The organism is Pseudomonas sp. BF-R-30, assembly GCF_019956175.1.
Lineage (GTDB): Bacteria > Pseudomonadota > Gammaproteobacteria > Pseudomonadales > Pseudomonadaceae > Aquipseudomonas > Aquipseudomonas jessenii.
Map to the genome: position 1 here is coordinate 85862 of NZ_JAHBDE010000044.1, position 19149 is coordinate 105010.

Below are 19149 nucleotides of genomic sequence, written 5' to 3' on the forward strand. Positions count from 1 at the left end.
TACAATGTTTAACGGCCTGGCCCTGTCCAGGCCGTTTTCATTTGTGTTTCAGTGTCTTGGATAATTCTCCTGTTACGTAAGCCGAAGGTAAATTGCCGGTAAAGGCGCTTTGCTTAAAACCCGCCAGTGCTTATCGTTCAGCCTCATGTAAAAAAGCCCACGCGCCCAATGGTTGATCACTCAATGCAATCCTCCGCTTCCCGTAGTCCTCGTCGCTGGCTGTTCGGCCTGCTTGTCCTGTTGGTCATCGCTGGCCTGTGCTGGAAATTCTGGCCCGGCAGCGCTGCACCCAAAGAGGCTGCGGGGCAGAAAGCTGTCGCCGGGCATACCGGCAGGTCGGGCGGGATGCGCCCGGGATTCGGTGGCGCGTCCGGGCCGGTGCCGGTGCGAGTGGCTCCGGCAGTCAAGGGTGATTTCCCGCTGTATTTCAAGGCTCTGGGCACGGTTACGGCGCTGAACACCATCAATGTCCGCAGTCGCGTTGGCGGTGAGTTGGTCAAGATCTATTTCGAAGAAGGGCAGATGGTCAAGGCCGGCGACATGCTCGTCGAAATCGACCCGCGCCCTTACCAGAATGCCTTGCTTCAAGCCGAGGGCACCTTGCTGCAGAATCAGGCGCAGCTGAAAAACGCCCAGGTCGACGTCGAGCGTTATCGCGGCCTGTACCGCGAAGACAGTATTGCCAAGCAGACCCTGGACACCGCCGAAGCGCTGGTCGGTCAGTTCCAGGGCACGGTCAAGACCAATCAGGCGGCGGTCAACGACGCCAGGCTCAACCTCGAATTCACCAGGATCCGCGCCCCGATTACCGGTCGCGTCGGCCTGCGTCAACTGGACGTCGGCAACCTGGTAGCGGCCAACGACACCACTGCATTGGCGATCATCACCCAGACCCAACCGATCAGCGTGGCCTTCACCCTGCCGGAAAACAGCCTCGACACCGTGCTGGCCCGTTATCGCAGCGGCGCCAAACTGCCGGCTGAAGCCTGGGACCGCGGTGATACCAAACTGCAAGCCACGGGCGTGCTGCAGAGCCTGGACAACCAGATCGACGTCACCACCGGCACCCTGAAATTCAAGGCCCGTTACGAGAACCGCGATCAGTCGCTGTTCCCCAACCAGTTCGTCAATGTGCGCCTGTTGGCCGACACTCTCAAAGACGTGGTACTGGCGCCTTCCGCCGCGATCCAGTTCGGCACCAACGGCACGTTCGCCTATGTCCTGGACGGTGACAAGAAGGTCAAGATCCGTCAGTTGAAAGTCGGCGCCAGTGACGGCCTGAACACTGTGGTCACCGAAGGACTGTCGGCGGGCGATCGGGTCGTATTGGAAGGCACTGACCGCCTGAAAGACGGCAGCGATGTGGAGGTGGTCAACGACAGCCAGGACGTGCCGACCACGCCAACCGAACACCTGCAAGGCAAGTCTGCGGTCAACTCGGCTGAGCCTGCGACCACCGACAAGGCGAAAAAGGGCGGCGCATGAATCTCTCGCGGCTGTTCATCCTTCGCCCGGTAGCCACCACGCTGAGCATGCTGGCGATTATCCTGGCCGGCGTCATCGCCTACCGGTTGCTGCCGGTGTCGGCGTTGCCCCAGGTCGATTACCCGACCATTCGCGTCATGACCTTGTACCCCGGCGCCAGTCCGGATGTCATGACCAGCGCGGTGACCGCGCCACTTGAGCGGCAGTTCGGGCAGATGCCCGGCTTGACGCAAATGGCGTCCACCAGTTCCGGTGGCGCGTCGGTGCTGACACTGCGGTTCAGCCTCGACATCAACATGGATGTGGCCGAGCAGCAAGTGCAGGCGGCGATCAACGCCGCGACCAACCTGTTGCCCAAGGACCTGCCGGCACCGCCGGTGTACAACAAGGTCAACCCGGCCGATACGCCGGTGCTGACCCTGGCCATCACTTCCAAGACCATGTTGTTGCCCAAGCTCAACGATCTGGTCGATACGCGCATGGCGCAGAAGATTGCCCAGATCAGCGGCGTCGGCATGGTCAGCATTGCCGGTGGTCAACGCCAGGCCGTGCGGATCAAGGTCAATCCCGAGGCTTTGGCGGCCAACGGCCTGAACCTGTCGGATGTGCGCACGCTGATCGGCGCCTCCAACGTCAACCAGCCTAAAGGCAACTTCGACGGCCCGACCCGGGTCTCGATGCTCGATGCCAACGATCAACTGACGTCGCCCAAGGACTACGCCAACCTGATCCTGGCCTACGCCAACGGCGCACCGTTGCGGCTCAAGGACGTGGCGGAGATCGTCGACGGCGCCGAGAACGAGCGGCTCGCGGCGTGGGCCAACGAGAACCAGGCCGTGCTGCTGAACATCCAGCGTCAGCCCGGCGCCAACGTGATCGAGGTGGTGGACCGGATCAAGGCCCTGCTGCCGAGCATCACCGACAACCTGCCAGCCGGCCTCGACGTGGTGGTGCTGACCGACCGCACCCAGACCATCCGCGCCTCGGTCAAGGACGTGCAGCACGAATTGCTGATCGCCATCGCCCTGGTGGTCATGGTCACCTTCCTGTTCCTGCGTCGCGCCAGCGCCACGATCATTCCGTCGGTGGCCGTGCCGCTGTCGCTGATCGGTACGTTCGGCGTGATGTACCTGGCTGGGTTCTCGGTCAATAACCTGACCCTGATGGCCCTGACCATCGCCACCGGTTTCGTGGTGGACGATGCGATCGTCATGCTGGAGAACATTTCGCGTTTCATCGAGGAGGGCGACAGCCCGCTGAACGCGGCGCTCAAGGGCGCCAAGCAGATCGGTTTCACCCTGATCTCCCTGACGTTGTCGCTGATCGCCGTGCTGATCCCGCTGCTGTTCATGGCGGACGTGGTCGGGCGGTTGTTCCGCGAATTTGCCATTACGCTGGCGGTAGCGATCCTGATTTCCCTGGTCGTTTCCCTGACCCTGACGCCGATGATGTGCGCGCGGTTGCTCAAGCGTGAACCCAAGGAAGCAGAGCAGGGCCGCTTCTACCGTGCCAGCGGTGCGTTCATCGACTGGATGATCGCCGCCTACGGGCGCAAGTTGCAGTGGGTGCTCAAGCACCAGCCGCTGACCTTGATGGTGGCCATTGGCACCTTGGCGCTGACGGTATTGCTGTACATGGTGGTGCCCAAGGGCTTCTTCCCGGTGCAGGACACCGGCGTCATCCAGGGCATTTCCGAAGCGCCGCAATCGATTTCCTTCGCCGCCATGAACGAGCGCCAGCAGGAACTGGCCAAGGTCATCCTGGCCGACCCGGCGGTCGAGAGCCTGTCCTCCTACATTGGCGTGGATGGCGACAACTCGACCCTCAACAGCGGCCGGTTGCTGATCAACCTCAAGTCGCACAACGACCGCGACCTGAGCGCCATGCAAGTGATTGCCCGCCTGCAACCGGAACTGGACAAACTGGTCGGCATCCGCCTGTTCATGCAGCCGGTGCAGGACCTGACCATCGAAGACCGGGTCAGCCGCACGCAGTATCAGTTCAGCATGTCGTCGCCGGACTCGGAGCTGCTGAGCCTGTGGAGCGGGCGTCTGGTCGAGGCTTTGGCCGACCGGCCGGAATTGACCGACGTCGCCAGCGATTTGCAGGACAAGGGCTTGCAGGTCTATCTGGTGATTGACCGCGATGCGGCGTCGCGGGTTGGTGTGTCGGTGTCGAACATCACCGATGCGCTGTACGACGCCTTTGGTCAGCGGCAGATTTCCACGATCTATACCCAGGCCAGTCAGTACCGCGTGGTGCTGCAATCGCAGTCAGGGGAGAAGATCGGCCCGCAGGCGCTGGAGCAGATTCACGTCAAGACCACCGATGGCGGTCAGGTACGCCTGTCCAGCCTGGCGCATGTCGAGGAGCGTCAGGCGCAACTGGCGATCACCCACATCGGCCAGTTCCCGGCAGTGATGATGTCCTTCAACCTCGCGCCCGGCGTGGCGCTGGGGCATGCGGTCGAGATCATCGAGCAGGTGCAGAAGGACATCGGCATGCCGATTGGCGTGCAGACCCAGTTCCAGGGCGCGGCGCAGGCGTTCCAGGCTTCGTTGTCGAGCACCTTGCTGCTGATCCTGGCGGCGGTGGTGACCATGTATATCGTGCTGGGTGTGCTCTACGAGAGCTACATCCACCCGATCACCATTCTTTCGACCTTGCCTTCGGCGGCGGTGGGCGCCTTGCTGGCGTTGATCCTCAGCGGCAACGACCTGGGCATGATTGCGATCATCGGCATCATCCTGTTGATCGGCATCGTGAAGAAGAACGCGATCATGATGATCGACTTCGCCCTCGACGCCGAGCGCAACCAGGGCATGGACCCGCAAACGGCGATCTATCAGGCGGCATTGCTGCGTTTCCGGCCGATCCTGATGACCACCCTGGCGGCTTTGTTCGGTGCCGTGCCGTTGATGCTGGCCACCGGTTCCGGCGCGGAACTGCGCCAACCGCTGGGTCTGGTGATGGTCGGCGGCCTGTTGCTGAGCCAGATTCTGACGCTGTTCACTACGCCTGTGATCTATCTGTACTTCGACCGTCTCGGTCGGCGTTTTGGCAAGTCCGACGCTCAGGAGGCGACGGTATGACGCCCCGCAGAACCTGTGGGAGCGGGCTTGCTCGCGAAGGCGTCCGGTCAGTCGACAGGGATGTTGAATGCAAGGCCCTCTTTGTGAGCAAGCCCGCTCCCACAGGGGGGCAGCAGGGCTCGTGGGCTGGTGCGGGGGGCAATCATCGATGAACCTTTCCGGCCCTTTCATCAAGCGCCCGGTCGCGACCATGCTGCTGAGCCTGGCGATCATGCTGCTGGGCGGCGTGAGCTTCGGTTTGCTGCCCGTGTCGCCGCTGCCGCAAATGGACTTTCCGGTGATCGTGGTCCAGGCCAGCCTGCCCGGGGCCAGCCCCGAGGTGATGGCGTCGACCGTGGCCACGCCTTTGGAGCGTTCTTTCGGCAGCATTGCCGGGGTCAACACCATGAGCAGCCGGTCCAGCCAGGGTTCGACCCGGGTGATCCTGCAATTCGACCTGGACCGCGACATCAACGGCGCGGCGCGGGAAGTGCAGGCAGCGATCAACGCCTCGCGCACCCTGCTGCCGAGCGGGATGCGCAGCATGCCGACCTACAAGAAGGTCAACCCGTCCCAGGCGCCGATCATGGTGCTGTCGCTGACGTCGGACGTGCTGGAAAAAGGCCAGCTCTATGACCTGGCATCGACCATCCTGTCCCAGAGCCTGTCCCAGGTGCAGGGCGTCGGCGAGGTGCAGATCGGCGGCAGTTCGTTGCCGGCGGTACGTATCGAGCTTGAACCGCAGTCATTGAACCAGTACGGCGTGGCCCTGGACGATGTACGCAACACCATCGCCAATGCCAACGTGCGCCGGCCCAAGGGCTCGGTGGAAGACGATCAGCGGCTGTGGCAGGTCCAGGCCAACGATCAGCTGGAAAAAGCCAAGGACTACGAGTCGCTGATCATCCACTACAACGGTGGCGCGGCCCTGCGCCTGAAGGACGTGGCCAAGGTCAGCGATGGCGTCGAGGACCGTTACAACAGCGGTTTCTTCAACGACGACGCGGCGGTGCTGCTGGTGATCAACCGCCAGGCCGGTGCGAACATCATCGAGACGGTCAACGAGATCAAGGCCCAGCTGCCGGCGTTGCAGGCGGTGCTGCCGGCCAGCGTCAAGCTGAACCTGGCCATGGATCGCTCGCCGGTGATCAAGGCCACGCTGCACGAGGCGGAAATGACCCTGCTGATCGCCGTAGCGCTGGTGATCCTGGTGGTGTTCCTGTTCCTCGGTAACTTCCGTGCCTCGCTGATCCCGACCCTGGCGGTGCCGGTGTCGCTGGTCGGCACCTTTGCCGTGATGTACCTCTACGGTTTTTCGCTGAACAACCTGTCGCTGATGGCGCTGATCCTGGCCACCGGGCTGGTGGTGGACGATGCCATCGTGGTGCTGGAGAACATTTCCCGGCACATCGACGAAGGCGTGCGGCCGATGAGGGCCGCGTACCTCGGCGCCCAGGAAGTCGGTTTTACCTTGCTGTCGATGAACGTGTCGCTGGTGGCGGTGTTCCTGTCGATCCTGTTCATGGGCGGGATCATCGAAAGCCTGTTCCGCGAATTCTCCATCACCCTGGCGGCGGCCATCGTGGTCTCGCTGGTGGTGTCGTTGACCCTGACCCCGATGCTCTGCGCTCGCTGGCTCAAGCCGCACACGCCGGGGCAGGAGAACCGCCTGCAACGCTGGAGCCGGCGGACCAACGACTGGATGGTCGGAAAATACGCCACCAGCCTCGACTGGGTACTGCGCCACAAGCGCCTGACCTTGTTCAGCCTGTTCGTAACAATTGGCGTTAATATTGCGTTGTATGTGGTTGTTCCTAAAACGTTTTTACCTCAGCAGGATACCGGTCAACTGATCGGTTTCGTGCGCGGCGACGACGGCCTGTCGTTCAGTGTGATGCAGCCGAAGATGGAGATTTTCCGCCGTGCGGTGTTGAAGGATGAGGCGGTAGAAAGCGTCGCCGGGTTCATTGGCGGCAATAACGGCACCAACAACGCCTTCATGCTGGTGCGCCTCAAGCCGATCAAGGAGCGCAGCATTTCCGCGCAGAAAGTCATCGAACGCCTGCGCAAGGAAATGCCCAAGGTTCCCGGGGCACAACTGATGCTCATGGCGGACCAGGACCTGCAATTCGGTGGTGGCCGTGAGCAGACCACCTCGCAATACTCGTACATCCTGCAGAGCGGGGATCTGGGGGCATTGCGCGAGTGGTATCCGAAAGTCGTCACCGCGCTCAGGGCCTTGCCGGAGCTGACGGCGATCGATGCGCGGGAAGGCCGGGGCGCCCGCCAAGTGACCCTGATCGTCGACCGAGACCAGGCCAAGCGTCTGGGTGTCGACATGGACATGGTCACGGCGGTGCTGAACAACGCCTACAGTCAGCGGCAGATTTCGACCATCTACGACAGTCTTAATCAGTACCAGGTGGTGATGGAGGTCAATCCGAAATACGCCCAGGACCCGATCACCCTCACGCAAGTCCAGGTGATCACCGCTGACGGCGCGCGAATCCCGCTGTCGACCATCGCCCATTACGAAAACAGCCTGGAAAACGACCGGGTCAGCCACGAAGGCCAGTTTGCTTCGGAGAGCATTGCCTTCGACATGGCCGAAGGCGTGACCGTGGAGCAGGGCGGTGCCGCCATCGAGCGGGCGATTGCCAAGGTCGGCCTGCCGGAAGACGTGATCGCGAAAATGGCCGGCACAGCCAACGCTTTCGCGGCGACCCAAAAAAGTCAGCCGTGGATGATTCTGGGGGCGCTGGTGGCGGTGTATCTGGTCTTGGGTGTGCTGTACGAAAGCTACATTCACCCGCTGACGATTCTCTCGACCCTGCCGTCGGCCGGGGTCGGCGCGTTGCTGTCGATCTATGCGCTGGGCGGCGAGTTCAGCCTGATTTCGTTGCTGGGGCTGTTTCTGCTGATCGGCGTGGTGAAGAAAAACGCGATCCTGATGATCGACCTGGCGTTGCAACTGGAACGAAACCAGGGCATGGCACCGCTGGAATCGATCCGCAGCGCCTGCCTGCAACGTTTGCGACCTATCCTGATGACCACCCTGGCGGCGATCCTCGGTGCCTTGCCGTTGCTGCTGAGCCGCGCCGAAGGGGCGGAAATGCGCCAGCCGCTGGGCCTGACCATCATCGGCGGGCTGATCTTCAGCCAGGTACTGACGCTTTACACCACCCCGGTGGTTTACCTCTATCTCGACAACCTGCGCCATCGCTTCAATAAATGGCGCGGGGTGCGTACTGATGTTGCTCTGGAAACTCCGCTATGACTGACCGTTCGCTTTTCAACCTGGCTGCACCGCTGATCACGGCTCGAGGCTCGCGCCTGTTGAGCCTGTCACTGTGCGTGGCGATGCTCAGTGCCTGCGCCGTCGGCCCGGATTACCAGCGCCCGCAAACCGCCGAGCCTGCGCAGTACAAGGCAGCGGAGGGCTGGCGTCAGGCCAACCCGAGCGATGCCCTGGCGCGTGGCGCGTGGTGGGAGTTGTATGGCGACCGGCAACTCAACGACCTGATCGAAAAACTCAACAGCGCCAACCAGACCGTCGCCCAGTCCGAAGCGCAGTACCGCCAGGCCCAGGCCCTGGTGCGCAGTGCACGCGGGGCGTTTTTCCCGACGGTGGACCTGAACGTCAGCAAGAACCGTTCAAGCCAGGGCACCGGCAGCAGCAGTTCCAGCCTGAGCAGTTCGTCCAGCGGTATTCGCGACACGTACTCGGCCCAGGCGGGCGTCAGTTGGGAAGCGGACGTATGGGGCAAGCTGCGCCGAGGCCTCGAAGCCGACACCGCCAATGCCCAGGCAAGCTTTGCCGATCTGGCGGCCATGCGCCTGAGTCAACAGTCGGAGCTGGTGCAGAATTACCTGCAACTGCGCGTGATCGATGGCCAGAAACGCTTGCTCCAGGACACGGTCGAGGCATATCAGCGTTCGTTGAAGATGACCGAAAACCAGTACCGCGCAGGCGTATCGGGCAAGGACGCGGTGGCCCAGGCCCAGACACAGCTCAAAAGCACCGAAGCCGATATGATCGACCTGATCTGGCAACGCGCCCAGTTGGAGAACGCCATCGCTGTGCTGATCGGCCTGCCGCCGGCCGAGTTCAGCCTGGCGCAAAGCCAGGACATCCCGCAATTGCCGCAAGTACCGCTGGCGCTGCCTTCGCAGTTGCTGGAGCGTCGCCCGGACATCGCTTCGGCCGAGCGCTCGGTGATGGCCGCCAACGCCAACATCGGTGTGGCCAAGGCCGCCTATTACCCGGACCTGACCCTGAGCTTGAACGGTGGTTACAGCAGCAGTACCTCGAAAGACTTGTTCAGCCTGCCGAACCGCTTCTGGTCGGTCGGACCGCAATTGGCCATGACCCTGTTCGACGGTGGCCAGCGCTCGGCGGAAGTCGACCGCAGTGAAGCGGCCTATGACGAAACGGTGGCCAAGTACCGCCAGACCGTACTGGACGGATTCCGCGAAGTGGAAAACTACCTGGTGCAGCTCAAGGTGCTTGAGGATGAAGCCGTCGTGCGCCAACAGGCACTGGATGCCGCCCGTGAATCGTTGCGCCTGACCCAGAACCAGTACAAGGCCGGTTTGATCGCGTACATCGATGTGGTGGTGACCCAGGCGGCGGCGCTGAACAATGAACGCAGCAACCTGGACCTGTTGCAAAGCCGCCTGATAGCCAGTGTGCAGTTGATTGCCGCGTTGGGGGGTGGCTGGGACGGGCAGCTTGAGGTGAGCGAAAACCAATAGCGTAGCTGCAATCCCTGTGGGAGCGAGCTTGCTCGCGATGGCTGCGTCACATTCAGCATGGATGTTGCCTGACCCACCGCTATCGCGAGCAAGCTCGCTCCCACAGGTTTTGTCAGGTGCCGGCAGCTTGAAGCAAGTTAATGTAAAACCTTAAAACAAGCGTTTCATCGGACTGATGGCCCTTTGCTCATTTTGTGAGTGCGTTCTCATTTGGAATCAGTACAATCGCCGCATTTGCCCCCACCCGAGAATGAAAGCCATTAACAAGGGGGCTTTCGCGAGAAGTCTCCATGCTCATCGGCAGCTATTCCCCCTCTCTGGTCATCATTTCGCTCTGTGTAGCGATTCTCGCCTCATACACTGCACTCGACCTGACCGGACGCATTGCCACCGCCAAAGGCCGCGCGGTGCATTTGTGGACTGCGGGCGGGGCCGTTGCCATGGGCATCGGCATCTGGTCGATGCACTTTATCGGCATGCTCGCGTTCAAGTTGCCGATCGACCTGGGGTACGACGGGACCATCACCCTGTTGTCGTTGCTGATCGGCGTGCTCTCCAGCGGTTTTGCGCTGTGGCTGGTCAGCCAGCCGCAATTGCCGGCCTGGCAACTGGCCTTTGGCGCGTTGGTCATGGGCGCCGGCATCAGCGCTATGCACTACACCGGCATGGCCGCCATGCGCATGCAACCGGGCATCGACTATGACCCGACGCTGTTCGGCGCCTCGCTGCTGATCGCTGTCGGTGCTTCGGGCGCAGCATTGTGGATCGCTTTCCATCTGCGCCAGCACACGCCTTATGTCCGTCTGATCCGTGGTGGCGCCGCCGTGATCATGGGCATCGCCATCGTCGGCATGCACTACACCGGGATGGCCGCCGCACGCTTTGCCGACGGCAGTTTCTGTGGCGCGGCGGTCAATGGATTGAGCGGCAATGGCCTGGACAACCTGGTGCTGATCACCACGTTGGCGGTGCTGAGTATTGCCCTGCTGACCTCGATCCTCGATGCACGCCTGGAGGCTCGCACCGCGAGCCTGGCCCAGTCGCTGACCGAGGCCAACCGTGAACTGACCCAATTGGCCCTGCACGACACCCTCACCGGATTGCCGAACCGGACGTTGCTCGCCGATCGAATCGATCAGGCCATGTCGCGGGTCCGGGAAGAAGGGGGGTGCTTTGCCCTGATGTTCATCGATCTGGACGGCTTCAAACCGGTCAACGATGCCTTCGGCCACCACATGGGTGATCTGTTGTTGCGCGAAGTGGCCCTGCGCTTGCGCGAAGACTTGCGCAGCCAGGACACCCTGGCACGGATCGGCGGCGATGAGTTCGTGTTGCTGGTGCAATTGAGCGAACAGAACGACGCCTTGAACCTGGCGGCCCGTCAGGTCGGGTTGATCGCGCGCGCGTTCCGGGTTGCCGAACATGATTTGCACATTTCCGCCAGTGTCGGCATCGCGCTCTACCCGGGTAACGGGCAGTCCGCCCACGAGTTGCTGATGAACGCCGACGCGGCGATGTACCACGCCAAGGGCGCGGGTAAAAACGGCTACAGCTTTTTCGATGTCTCGATGAACAACAACGCCCGTAAGCAGCTGCAATTGCTGCAGGATCTGCGCAATGCCGTGGAACAGCAGGAGTTCAGCCTGCATTACCAGCCCAAGTTCGACGCCGCCAATGGCCGGCCGGTGGGCGCCGAGGCCTTGTTGCGCTGGGAACACCCGACTCAAGGAATGCTGTTGCCGGACAAATTCATCGAGCTGGCGGAAAAAACCGGGCTGATCATTCCGATCGGCGAGTGGGTGCTCAACGAAGCCTGCCGTCAGATGCGCGAGTGGTACGTGCTGGGCTACACCGACTGGCGCATCGCGGTGAACCTTTCGGCCATTCAGTTTTGCCATGCCGGGCTGGTCCAGAGCGTCGCCAAGGCGCTGGCGACGCACCATCTGCCACCCAACAGCCTGACCCTGGAAATCACCGAAACCACCGCCATGAGCGATGCCGATGCGAGCATGACGGTGCTGCAGGAACTGTCGGAAATGGGTGTCGACCTGTCCATCGACGATTTTGGTACCGGCTATTCGAGCTTGATGTACCTCAAGCGCCTGCCGGCCAACGAGCTGAAGATCGACCGCGGTTTTGTCCGGGACCTGGAGCGCGACAGCGATGACGCCGCCATCGTTTCGGCCATCGTCGCCCTCGGTCAGGCGCTGGGGTTGCGCATCGTCGCCGAAGGCGTGGAAACCGGTGTGCAGCAGGACTTCCTGACTCAGCTCGGCTGCGATTCGTTGCAGGGTTACCTGCTGGGGCATCCGCTGCCGGCCGCAGGTTTCATGGTGGAAATCCATCGCGGGGAGCAGTTGGTCGAGCAGTTGAAAGCCAGTGCCAGGCGCGAGATGTCGATGACATGACAGCCGATGTGAAGCCATGCAAAAACCGCCAATGGCGGTTATTCTTGCCCCCGACCGCTTAAGCTTTGATTGGGGGAAAGCTCGCATGGACAAAGTCATCGTCATCACCGGCGGTAGCCGCGGCATCGGTGCCGCCACCGCTCTGTTGGCCGCCGCGCAGGGCTATCGGATCTGCATCAACTATCAGGCGGACGAACAGTCTGCATTCGGCGTGCTGGAGCAAGTCCGCGCCCTCGGTGCGCAAGCCATTGCGGTACGGGCCGACGTCAGTATCGAAGACGAAGTGATCGCCCTGTTCAATCGGGTGGACAGTGAGCTGGGGCGGGTCACCGCGCTGGTGAACAACGCCGGCACCGTCGGGCAGAAGTCCCGGGTCGACGAGATGTCCGAGTTCCGCATTCTCAAAATCATGAAAACCAACGTCCTGGCGCCGATGCTCTGTGCCAAGCACGCGATCCTGCGCATGTCGCCCAGGCACGGCGGGCAGGGCGGCAGCATCGTCAACGTATCGTCGGTCGCCTCGCGTTTGGGATCGCCCAACGAGTACGTGGATTACGCAGCGTCCAAAGGCGCGCTGGACACCTTCACCATCGGCCTGTCCAAGGAAGTGGCGGGTGAGGGGATTCGGGTCAACGCCGTGCGTCCGGGTTACATCTACACCGATTTCCATGCCTTGAGCGGCGATCCGGATCGGGTCAGCAAGCTGGAATCGGCGATTCCGATGGCGCGGGGAGGCCGGCCGGATGAAGTGGCGGAGGCGATTGTCTGGTTGTTGTCGGACAAGGCTTCTTATGCGACGGGGACTTTTGTTGATCTTGGTGGTGGGCGTTGATCTGAGGTTTGCGTTGTCAGTGCTGGCCTCTTCGCGGGCAAGCCCGCTCCCACAGGGTTCCGTGGTGTACGCAAAGTCTGTGAACACCGGAGATTCCTTGTGGGAGCGGGCTTGCTCGCGAAGGCAATAGACCTGGCGACACCTGCTTATCAGAACGACCGCACAATCCGCCCCAACGTCTCCATCGCCTTCTCCGAGTCCTCGGTCCACGGGCTGCCGTAATTCAACCGAATACAATTCCTGAAGCGCTGGGTCGGTGAAAAGATCGGCCCCGGTGCAATGCTGATGCCTTGCGCCAATGCCATCTGGAACAATTTCAACGAATCCATCTGCTGTGGTAATTCCAGCCACAGAAAGTACCCGCCGGCCGGTTGGCTGACCCGCGTCTGCGCCGGGAAATAGCGGGCGATGGCGGCAAGCATGGCGCTTTGCTGGTCTTCCAGGGCGTGGCGCAATTTACGTAGGTGCCGGTCGTAGCCGCCGTGTTGCAGGTAATCGGCGATTGCCGCCTGGGCCGGCATCGAGGCGCACAGCGAGGTCATGAGTTTCAGCCGTTCGATTTTCTGTGCGTAACGCCCGGCAGCCACCCAGCCGATGCGGTAGCCAGGGGCCAGGCTCTTGGCGAATGAACCACAGTGCATCACCAGGCCTTCGGTATCAAAGGCCTTGGCCGGTTTCGGTGCTTGCTGGCCGTAATAGAGTTCGGCGTAGACATCGTCTTCGATCAGCGGCACCTGGTGGCGCCGCAACAATTCCACAAGCTGCTGTTTCTTGGCCTCGGGCAGGGTCGCGCCCATGGGGTTCTGGAAACTGGTCATGCACCAGCAGGCCTTGATCGGATGCCGTTCCAGGGTTTGCTCGAGCACGCCAAGGTCGATGCCATCGCGCGGGTGCACGGGAATTTCCACGGCCTTGAGTTTCAGTCGTTCCAACACTTGCAGACAGGCGTAGAACGCCGGGGCTTCGATGGCCACCAGATCGCCGGGTTCGGTCACCGCTTGCAGGCAAAGGTTCAGGGCTTCGAGGGCGCCGTTGGTGATCAGCAGTTCCTCCATGGGCAACATCAGCCCGCCGACCATATAGCGCAGGGCGATTTGCCGGCGCAGTTGCGGGTTGCCCGGCGACATGTCGGTGACCACCATGCGCGGATCCATGTCGCGGCTGGCGCTGGCCAGGGAGCGGGACAAACGTTGCAGGGGAAACAGCGTCGGGCTGGGGAACGCCGAGCCGAAGGGCACGGTGTTCGGGTCCTTGATCGAGTCGAGCACCGAAAACACCAGTTCGCTGACGTCGACTTCCGTCGACTCGTTGACCTCATTGCTGATCACCGGCTCGGAAAACGGCCGGGGTGCGTGGGCGTTGACGAAATAGCCGGAGCGCGGTCGAGCGCGGATCAGGCCGCGACGCTCCAGCAGGTAATAGGCCTGGAACACCGTCGACGGGCTGACCCCGTAGGTCTGGCTGGCGTAGCGCACCGACGGCACCCGCTGGCCGGGACCCAGGACGCCGGAGCGGATCAGTTCTGCGATGTCGTCGGCGAATTTTTCGTAGCGTTTCATCGGTGTCCCGCAATGGAGTCTGTTCGATTAATTGTGGCGAGGGGGCAAGCCCCCTCGCCACAGTGGATTGCATTGCCAAAACAAGACTGCACTTCACCAAGGTCAGCATCTTAAAGGCTCAGCGATTCATTGGCGCCACAAACCGGCTCTTCGCCACGCTGTAGACGCCAGGCTCATCGCTGTCGACCACCTTGAAGCCGATGCTCTGTGAACTGCTGGCCGGACGCTCCGTGAGCATCGCCACCGACACCGGTACATCGACAATCTCGCCTTGCGCCAGGCTGAATTCGGTCCTGCCCTGCAACTGGAAATCATCGGCATCCACCAGGCTCAATTGATAGTCCTGACGCTGCTGGGTTTTGTTGATCACCTTCAGACTGTAGATGTTTTCGATCTGCCCCTGGCTGTTCTCGCGGAACAGGCCCCGGTCCTTGCTGACATCAAGGGACACCATCGGTCGTTCCACCAGCGCCATCACCAGGGCTGCGATCATCACCAGCAGCACGGCGGTGTAGCCGACAAGACGTGGGCGCAGCAGGTGTGTCTTGCCACCCTGCAACTGATGCTCGGAGGTGTAGCTGATCAACCCTGGGGCGTAGCCCATTTTGTCCATGATCGAGTCACAGGCGTCGATGCACGCCGCACAACCGATACATTCCATCTGCAAGCCGTCGCGGATATCGATGCCGGTGGGACAGACCTGTACGCACAGCTGGCAGTCGATGCAATCACCCAGCCCGACCTCGGCCGGTTTGACTTCGCGCTTGCGTGGGCCACGACTCTCGCCACGGGCCGCGTCGTAGGAAATGGTCAGGGTGTCCTTGTCGAACATCACGCTCTGGAACCGCGCGTAGGGACACATGTGCATGCACACCGCTTCACGCAGCCAACCGGCATTGATGTACGTGGCGCCGGTAAAAAACAGCACCCAGAACAGGCTGACGCCACTCATCTGGAAGGTCAGCAGCTCTTCGGCCAACGGCCGGATCGGCGTGAAGTAGCCGACGAAGGTCAGGCCGGTCAGCAGGCTGATGGCCAGCCACAAGGTGTGCTTGGCCGCGCGACGCATCAGCTTGTTCAGGCCCCACGGCGCGGCTTGCAACTTGATCCGCTGGTTGCGTTCGCCTTCGGTGATCTTCTCGCACCACATGAAGATCCAGGTCCATGAACTTTGTGGGCAGGCGTAGCCGCACCAGACCCGGCCCGCGAACACGGTGATTGCAAACAGGCCGAACGCGGCGATGATCAGCAGCGCCGAGAGCAGGATGAAATCCTGTGGCCAGAAGGTCGCGCCGAAGATATGGAACTTGCTTTGCGAAAGATCCCAGAGCACCGCCTGGCGGCCGCCCCAGTTCAGCCACACGGTGCCGAAAAACAGCACAAACAGAAAACCGGCGCCGCTGATGCGCAGGTTGCGGAACAACCCGGTGAAGCTGCGGGTGTGGATCAGGTTGTCGCTGGATTTGGCCTTCATCTTGGGGCGCGAAGGCTCGAATGTTTCTACGGTTCGGACGGGGATTCTTTCGCTCATGGTCTTTCGCTCATCAGCCTCCATCAGGCATGAGCACTATGAGCGGCGATCTGTTTGCATAACAGACTCAGGTATTGCATTAAAAAGCGGATCAGATGGCCGTGTTTGCACGGACTGCGACAACTTGAAGCAGCCGACGCTGTGGGGTCCATGGGGCGTTGCAAAACAGCGGCGGCAAGTGCGGATCAACCCCGGTCAAATCACCGAACCACTGTCGGTAGCTTTCAGGTGTCGGCGTCCATCCACCGCGCCTGCGACGGTCAAGGCGTCGGCCTCGGCTTCCGTGATGTAGATGCGCTCGCCTTCGATGTCCACTGCCGACATGGCCATGGCACCGTCGGTGATGATGGTCACGTCGGGACACAGACGAATGAGTTCGCCATTTTCAGTGGTGAAAAAGCAGGTCTGGTTCTCGATGCGTACGGTCATGACGGGATCCTTTTTTCAGTGGAAACTAAAGTTTCAGGCCGCAACCGCCGGTCATCGTTCTGTGCAACCGATTAATGGTCGCTGCGGTCCACCGTCCATGGCCCCTCACAAGGACAATCCCATGAACACCTGGTGGCACGAAGTCTGGGTGACGCTGCAAGGCGAGTTCGCCGACATCGGCGATGCCTCGCAATTGACGCGAGTGACCGTGCGCCTGTTGATGGCCGCGGTGCTGGGCGGGATTCTCGGGTTCGAGCGTGAACACCAGGGCAAGGCCGCCGGCGTGCGCACCCACATGCTGGTGGCAATGGGGGCGGCGCTGTTCGTGTTGGTGCCGCAGATGTCCGGCTCACAGCCCGATGCCATGAGCCGGGTGGTGCAGGGCGTGATTGCCGGGATCGGCTTCCTGGGGGCTGGCACTATCCTGAAAAATCGCGATGGCGATGAGGGGCACGTCAAGGGCCTGACCACCGCCGCCGGCCTGTGGATGACCGCCGCCATCGGCGTCGCGGCCGGGCTGGGCCGGGAGGCGACGGCGGTGTTCAGTACGTTGTTGGCGCTGGGAGTGTTCAGTGTGATGCCGGGGATTGTGAAACTGATCGACAAGGATCACCAATGAGATCGTTCCCCGGCAGTATGGGAGCGATCAACTGTCGTCATTCAGGGGGCACAATCACCGGCGGCATCGTCGTTGGCGGTTCTTCCCTTGGTGGCGGGTTCGTGCCGGGCGGATCCTGTTCGGGCACCGGTTGCGGATCGCTGGGTGGGATCACCGGGTTGTCGATGTTGGGATCGGGGGTTTCAGCCGGGAATGGATTGTTCATTGTTCAAGCCTCCGGTGGCACATGGCGTGAGTCGTGCTTAAGTAGGTGGACTGATTGGTTGACCGCAGCGCGAAGGACTTGATTCCGGGAATTGCCGATGAAACTTTCCCGGCGGCTGTCGCTCGGAACCTAAGTGAGTGCATCCCGGGGCGGATTGCCCGGCGGGGGGCGACCAGACACAAGCGCGTCCATGGGGCGTAAGGAGAGAGGCTCGATGACGGCTGAAAAACCGACTGAGTTGAGCTACAACCCGCACATGCCGCTGTCGCAGGCGTTGTTGCTGCCGCGTATCGTCATTGAAAACATCATGCCGATCCTTGAAGGCGGACAATTCGCCGTCAAGACCGTGGTGGGGCAGGACGTGGTGGTGACGGCCAAGGTCTTCGCCGACGGGCATGACAAGCTGGCGGTGCGCGTGCGCTGGCGGGCCGAGGACGAGGACACCTGGCAAAGCGCGGCCATGAACGACCTGGGCAATAACGGCTGGCAAGGGCAGTTCCGGGTCGACAGCCAGGGCCGTTATCTGTTCTGTATCGAAGCCTGGATCGATCAGTTCGCCAGTTTTTGCCATGAGCTGGAAAAGAAGCATGCGGCGGCAGTGCCCGTCAGTCTGGAATTGCAGGAAGGGCGGATTCATGTCCAGCAGGCTGCCGAACGTAGCGAAGGGCTACTCAGCGAGCAACTGGCGGCCTTGCACCATGAACTGTCAGGACTGCTCGAAACCGAGCAGGTCGCACTGTTTTTGCACCCGCGTAGCGCCGACCTCATGGCCCGCGTCAATCATCGCGCCTACCTGAGCCTGAGCCCGGAGTACCCGGTGGATGTCGAGCGCGAACTGGCGCAGTTCGCCAGCTGGTATGAATTGTTCCCGCGCTCGATCACCGACAGCCCGACGCGCCATGGCACCTTCAATGACGTGCATACGCGGCTGGCGATGATCCAGGACATGGGTTTCGATGTGCTGTATTTCCCGCCGATCCACCCGATCGGGCGCAGCTACCGCAAAGGCCCGAACAACTCGCTGACGGCGGGTCCCGATGATCCGGGCAGCCCCTATGCGATTGGTAGCGAGGAAGGCGGGCACGAGGCGATTCACTCGCAATTGGGTACCCGCGAAGACTTTCGCCGACTGGTGGCGGCCGCTGCGGCCCATGGTCTGGAAATCGCCCTGGATTTTGCCATCCAGTGTTCCCAGGACCATCCATGGCTCAAGCAACACCCCGGCTGGTTCAACTGGCGGCCGGACGGCACGATCAAATATGCGGAGAACCCACCGAAGAAATACCAGGACATCGTCAACGTCGACTTCTATGCCCCCGAGGCGATTCCGAGCCTGTGGGTGGAACTGCGCGACATTGTGGTGGGCTGGGTCGAGGAGGGTGTGAAGATCTTTCGCGTCGATAATCCGCACACCAAGCCGTTGCCGTTCTGGCAATGGCTGATCGCCGATGTACGGGCGCTGTACCCCGAGGTGATCTTCCTCGCCGAAGCCTTTACCACCCCGGCAATGATGGCGCGCCTGGGCAAGGTCGGTTACTCCCAGAGCTATACCTATTTCACCTGGCGCAACACCAAGGCCGAACTGGCGACCTACTTCACCGAACTCAACGAGTCGCCGTGGCGAGAATGCTACCGGCCGAATTTTTTCGTCAATACACCGGACATCAACCCGGCGTTCCTCCACGAATCCGGGCGTCCCGGGTTTCTCATTCGCGCCGTGCTGGCGACCATGGGCTCGGGCCTTTGGGGCATGTATTCGGGTTTCGAGTTGTGCGAGTCGGCACCGGTACCGGGTAAGGAGGAATACCTCGATTCCGAGAAGTATGAGATCCGCCCGCGGGACTTCAATGCGCCGGGCAACATCATTGCCGAGATCGCCCAGCTCAACCGCATCCGACGGCAGAACCCGGCGTTGCACACGCATCTGGGCCTGAAGGTCTACAACGCCTGGAACGACAACATCCTGTACTTCGGCAAGCGCAGCGCCGATGGAGGCAATTTCATTCTGGTGGCGGTCAGTCTCGATCCGCACAACGTGCAGGAAGCGAACTTCGAGTTGCCGTTGTGGGACATGGGCTTGCCTGACTACGCCAGCACCCAGGGCGAAGATTTGATGAATGGTCATCGCTGGACCTGGCACGGCAAGCAGCAGTTCATGCGGATCGACCCGGCTTACCAGCCGTTCGGGATTTGGCGCATTACCGCGTAGACGCTGAACTTGTGGGAGCGAGCTTGCCGGTGGCGAGGGGGCTTGC

At 61.6% G+C, this 19149-nt stretch carries 12 protein-coding genes; 8 read left to right on the top strand and 4 right to left on the bottom strand.

What is annotated here, in order from left to right:
• Positions 1-168 precede the first annotated feature (168 nt).
• From KGB20_RS21000 to KGB20_RS21025, 6 genes are all read left to right on the top strand, one after another.
• Positions 169-1485 carry an MdtA/MuxA family multidrug efflux RND transporter periplasmic adaptor subunit gene (locus KGB20_RS21000; protein ID WP_154860073.1) on the top strand — a complete coding sequence of 439 codons (1317 nt, stop codon included), beginning with the start codon at positions 169-171 and terminating at the stop codon, positions 1483-1485.
• Complete coding sequence (locus KGB20_RS21005) at positions 1482-4577, top strand: MdtB/MuxB family multidrug efflux RND transporter permease subunit (protein WP_223532965.1); 3096 nt, start codon at positions 1482-1484, stop codon at positions 4575-4577. The genes KGB20_RS21000 and KGB20_RS21005 overlap by 4 nt, the downstream gene beginning before the upstream one ends.
• A gap of 148 nt (positions 4578-4725) precedes the next feature.
• Entirely contained in the window at positions 4726-7833 is a 3108-nt protein-coding gene (locus KGB20_RS21010; RefSeq protein WP_154908968.1) for an efflux RND transporter permease subunit, read from the top strand.
• On the top strand, positions 7830-9311 hold the full coding sequence (locus KGB20_RS21015) for an efflux transporter outer membrane subunit (protein WP_154908969.1): 1482 nt from the start codon (positions 7830-7832) through the stop codon (positions 9309-9311). Before KGB20_RS21010 ends, KGB20_RS21015 begins: the two co-directional genes overlap by 4 nt.
• 290 nt (positions 9312-9601) lie before the next feature.
• Positions 9602-11719 (top strand): putative bifunctional diguanylate cyclase/phosphodiesterase, encoded by a 2118-nt coding sequence (locus tag KGB20_RS21020; RefSeq protein WP_154860070.1) that lies wholly within the window; start codon positions 9602-9604, stop codon positions 11717-11719.
• A gap of 85 nt (positions 11720-11804) precedes the next feature.
• Entirely contained in the window at positions 11805-12551 is a 747-nt protein-coding gene (locus KGB20_RS21025) for an SDR family oxidoreductase (RefSeq protein ID WP_057714967.1), read from the top strand.
• 149 nt (positions 12552-12700) lie between these two features.
• Here the strand turns inward: KGB20_RS21025 and mapR are convergent, their stop codons facing one another.
• The 3 genes from mapR to KGB20_RS21045 form a co-directional block, all read right to left on the bottom strand.
• The gene (mapR, locus tag KGB20_RS21035) at positions 12701-14110 is read right to left on the bottom strand and encodes a GntR family transcriptional regulator MpaR (RefSeq protein ID WP_057714966.1); all 1410 of its coding nucleotides are present in this window, start codon (positions 14108-14110) and stop codon (positions 12701-12703) included.
• A gap of 118 nt (positions 14111-14228) precedes the next feature.
• Entirely contained in the window at positions 14229-15641 is a 1413-nt protein-coding gene (ccoG, locus tag KGB20_RS21040; RefSeq protein WP_154908970.1) for a cytochrome c oxidase accessory protein CcoG, read from the bottom strand.
• Positions 15642-15836: 195 nt separating this feature from the next.
• Positions 15837-16070 carry a DUF3203 family protein gene (locus KGB20_RS21045; protein WP_057714965.1) on the bottom strand — a complete coding sequence of 78 codons (234 nt, stop codon included), beginning with the start codon at positions 16068-16070 and terminating at the stop codon, positions 15837-15839.
• Between the two features lie 121 nt (positions 16071-16191).
• Between KGB20_RS21045 and KGB20_RS21050 the strand changes: the two genes are divergently transcribed.
• Positions 16192-16689 carry an MgtC/SapB family protein gene (locus tag KGB20_RS21050; protein WP_154908971.1) on the top strand — a complete coding sequence of 166 codons (498 nt, stop codon included), beginning with the start codon at positions 16192-16194 and terminating at the stop codon, positions 16687-16689.
• 37 nt (positions 16690-16726) lie between these two features.
• On the opposite strand, the gene KGB20_RS21055 is transcribed toward KGB20_RS21050, so the two are convergent.
• Positions 16727-16894 (bottom strand): hypothetical protein, encoded by a 168-nt coding sequence (locus tag KGB20_RS21055; protein WP_167362862.1) that lies wholly within the window; start codon positions 16892-16894, stop codon positions 16727-16729.
• A 214-nt stretch (positions 16895-17108) separates the two neighbouring features.
• Between KGB20_RS21055 and KGB20_RS21060 the strand changes: the two genes are divergently transcribed.
• Entirely contained in the window at positions 17109-19103 is a 1995-nt protein-coding gene (locus KGB20_RS21060; RefSeq protein WP_154908972.1) for an alpha-1,4-glucan--maltose-1-phosphate maltosyltransferase, read from the top strand.
• Positions 19104-19149 lie beyond the last annotated feature (46 nt).

Bases quoted from the DNA above. Each gene is read 5' to 3' on its own strand.
- KGB20_RS21015 (WP_154908969.1), top strand. From the start codon at position 7,830: ATGACTGACCGTTCGCTTTTCAACCTGGCTGCACCGCTGATCACGGCT.
- mapR (WP_057714966.1), bottom strand. From the start codon at position 14,110: ATGAAACGCTACGAAAAATTCGCCGACGACATCGCAGAACTGATCCGC.
- KGB20_RS21005 (WP_223532965.1), top strand. From the start codon at position 1,482: ATGAATCTCTCGCGGCTGTTCATCCTTCGCCCGGTAGCCACCACGCTG.
- KGB20_RS21060 (WP_154908972.1), top strand. From the start codon at position 17,109: ATGACGGCTGAAAAACCGACTGAGTTGAGCTACAACCCGCACATGCCG.
- KGB20_RS21010 (WP_154908968.1), top strand. From the start codon at position 4,726: ATGAACCTTTCCGGCCCTTTCATCAAGCGCCCGGTCGCGACCATGCTG.
- KGB20_RS21020 (WP_154860070.1), top strand. From the start codon at position 9,602: ATGCTCATCGGCAGCTATTCCCCCTCTCTGGTCATCATTTCGCTCTGT.
- KGB20_RS21045 (WP_057714965.1), bottom strand. From the start codon at position 16,070: ATGACCGTACGCATCGAGAACCAGACCTGCTTTTTCACCACTGAAAAT.
- ccoG (WP_154908970.1), bottom strand. From the start codon at position 15,641: ATGAGCGAAAGAATCCCCGTCCGAACCGTAGAAACATTCGAGCCTTCG.
- KGB20_RS21000 (WP_154860073.1), top strand. From the start codon at position 169: ATGGTTGATCACTCAATGCAATCCTCCGCTTCCCGTAGTCCTCGTCGC.
- KGB20_RS21055 (WP_167362862.1), bottom strand. From the start codon at position 16,894: ATGAACAATCCATTCCCGGCTGAAACCCCCGATCCCAACATCGACAAC.
- KGB20_RS21050 (WP_154908971.1), top strand. From the start codon at position 16,192: ATGAACACCTGGTGGCACGAAGTCTGGGTGACGCTGCAAGGCGAGTTC.
- KGB20_RS21025 (WP_057714967.1), top strand. From the start codon at position 11,805: ATGGACAAAGTCATCGTCATCACCGGCGGTAGCCGCGGCATCGGTGCC.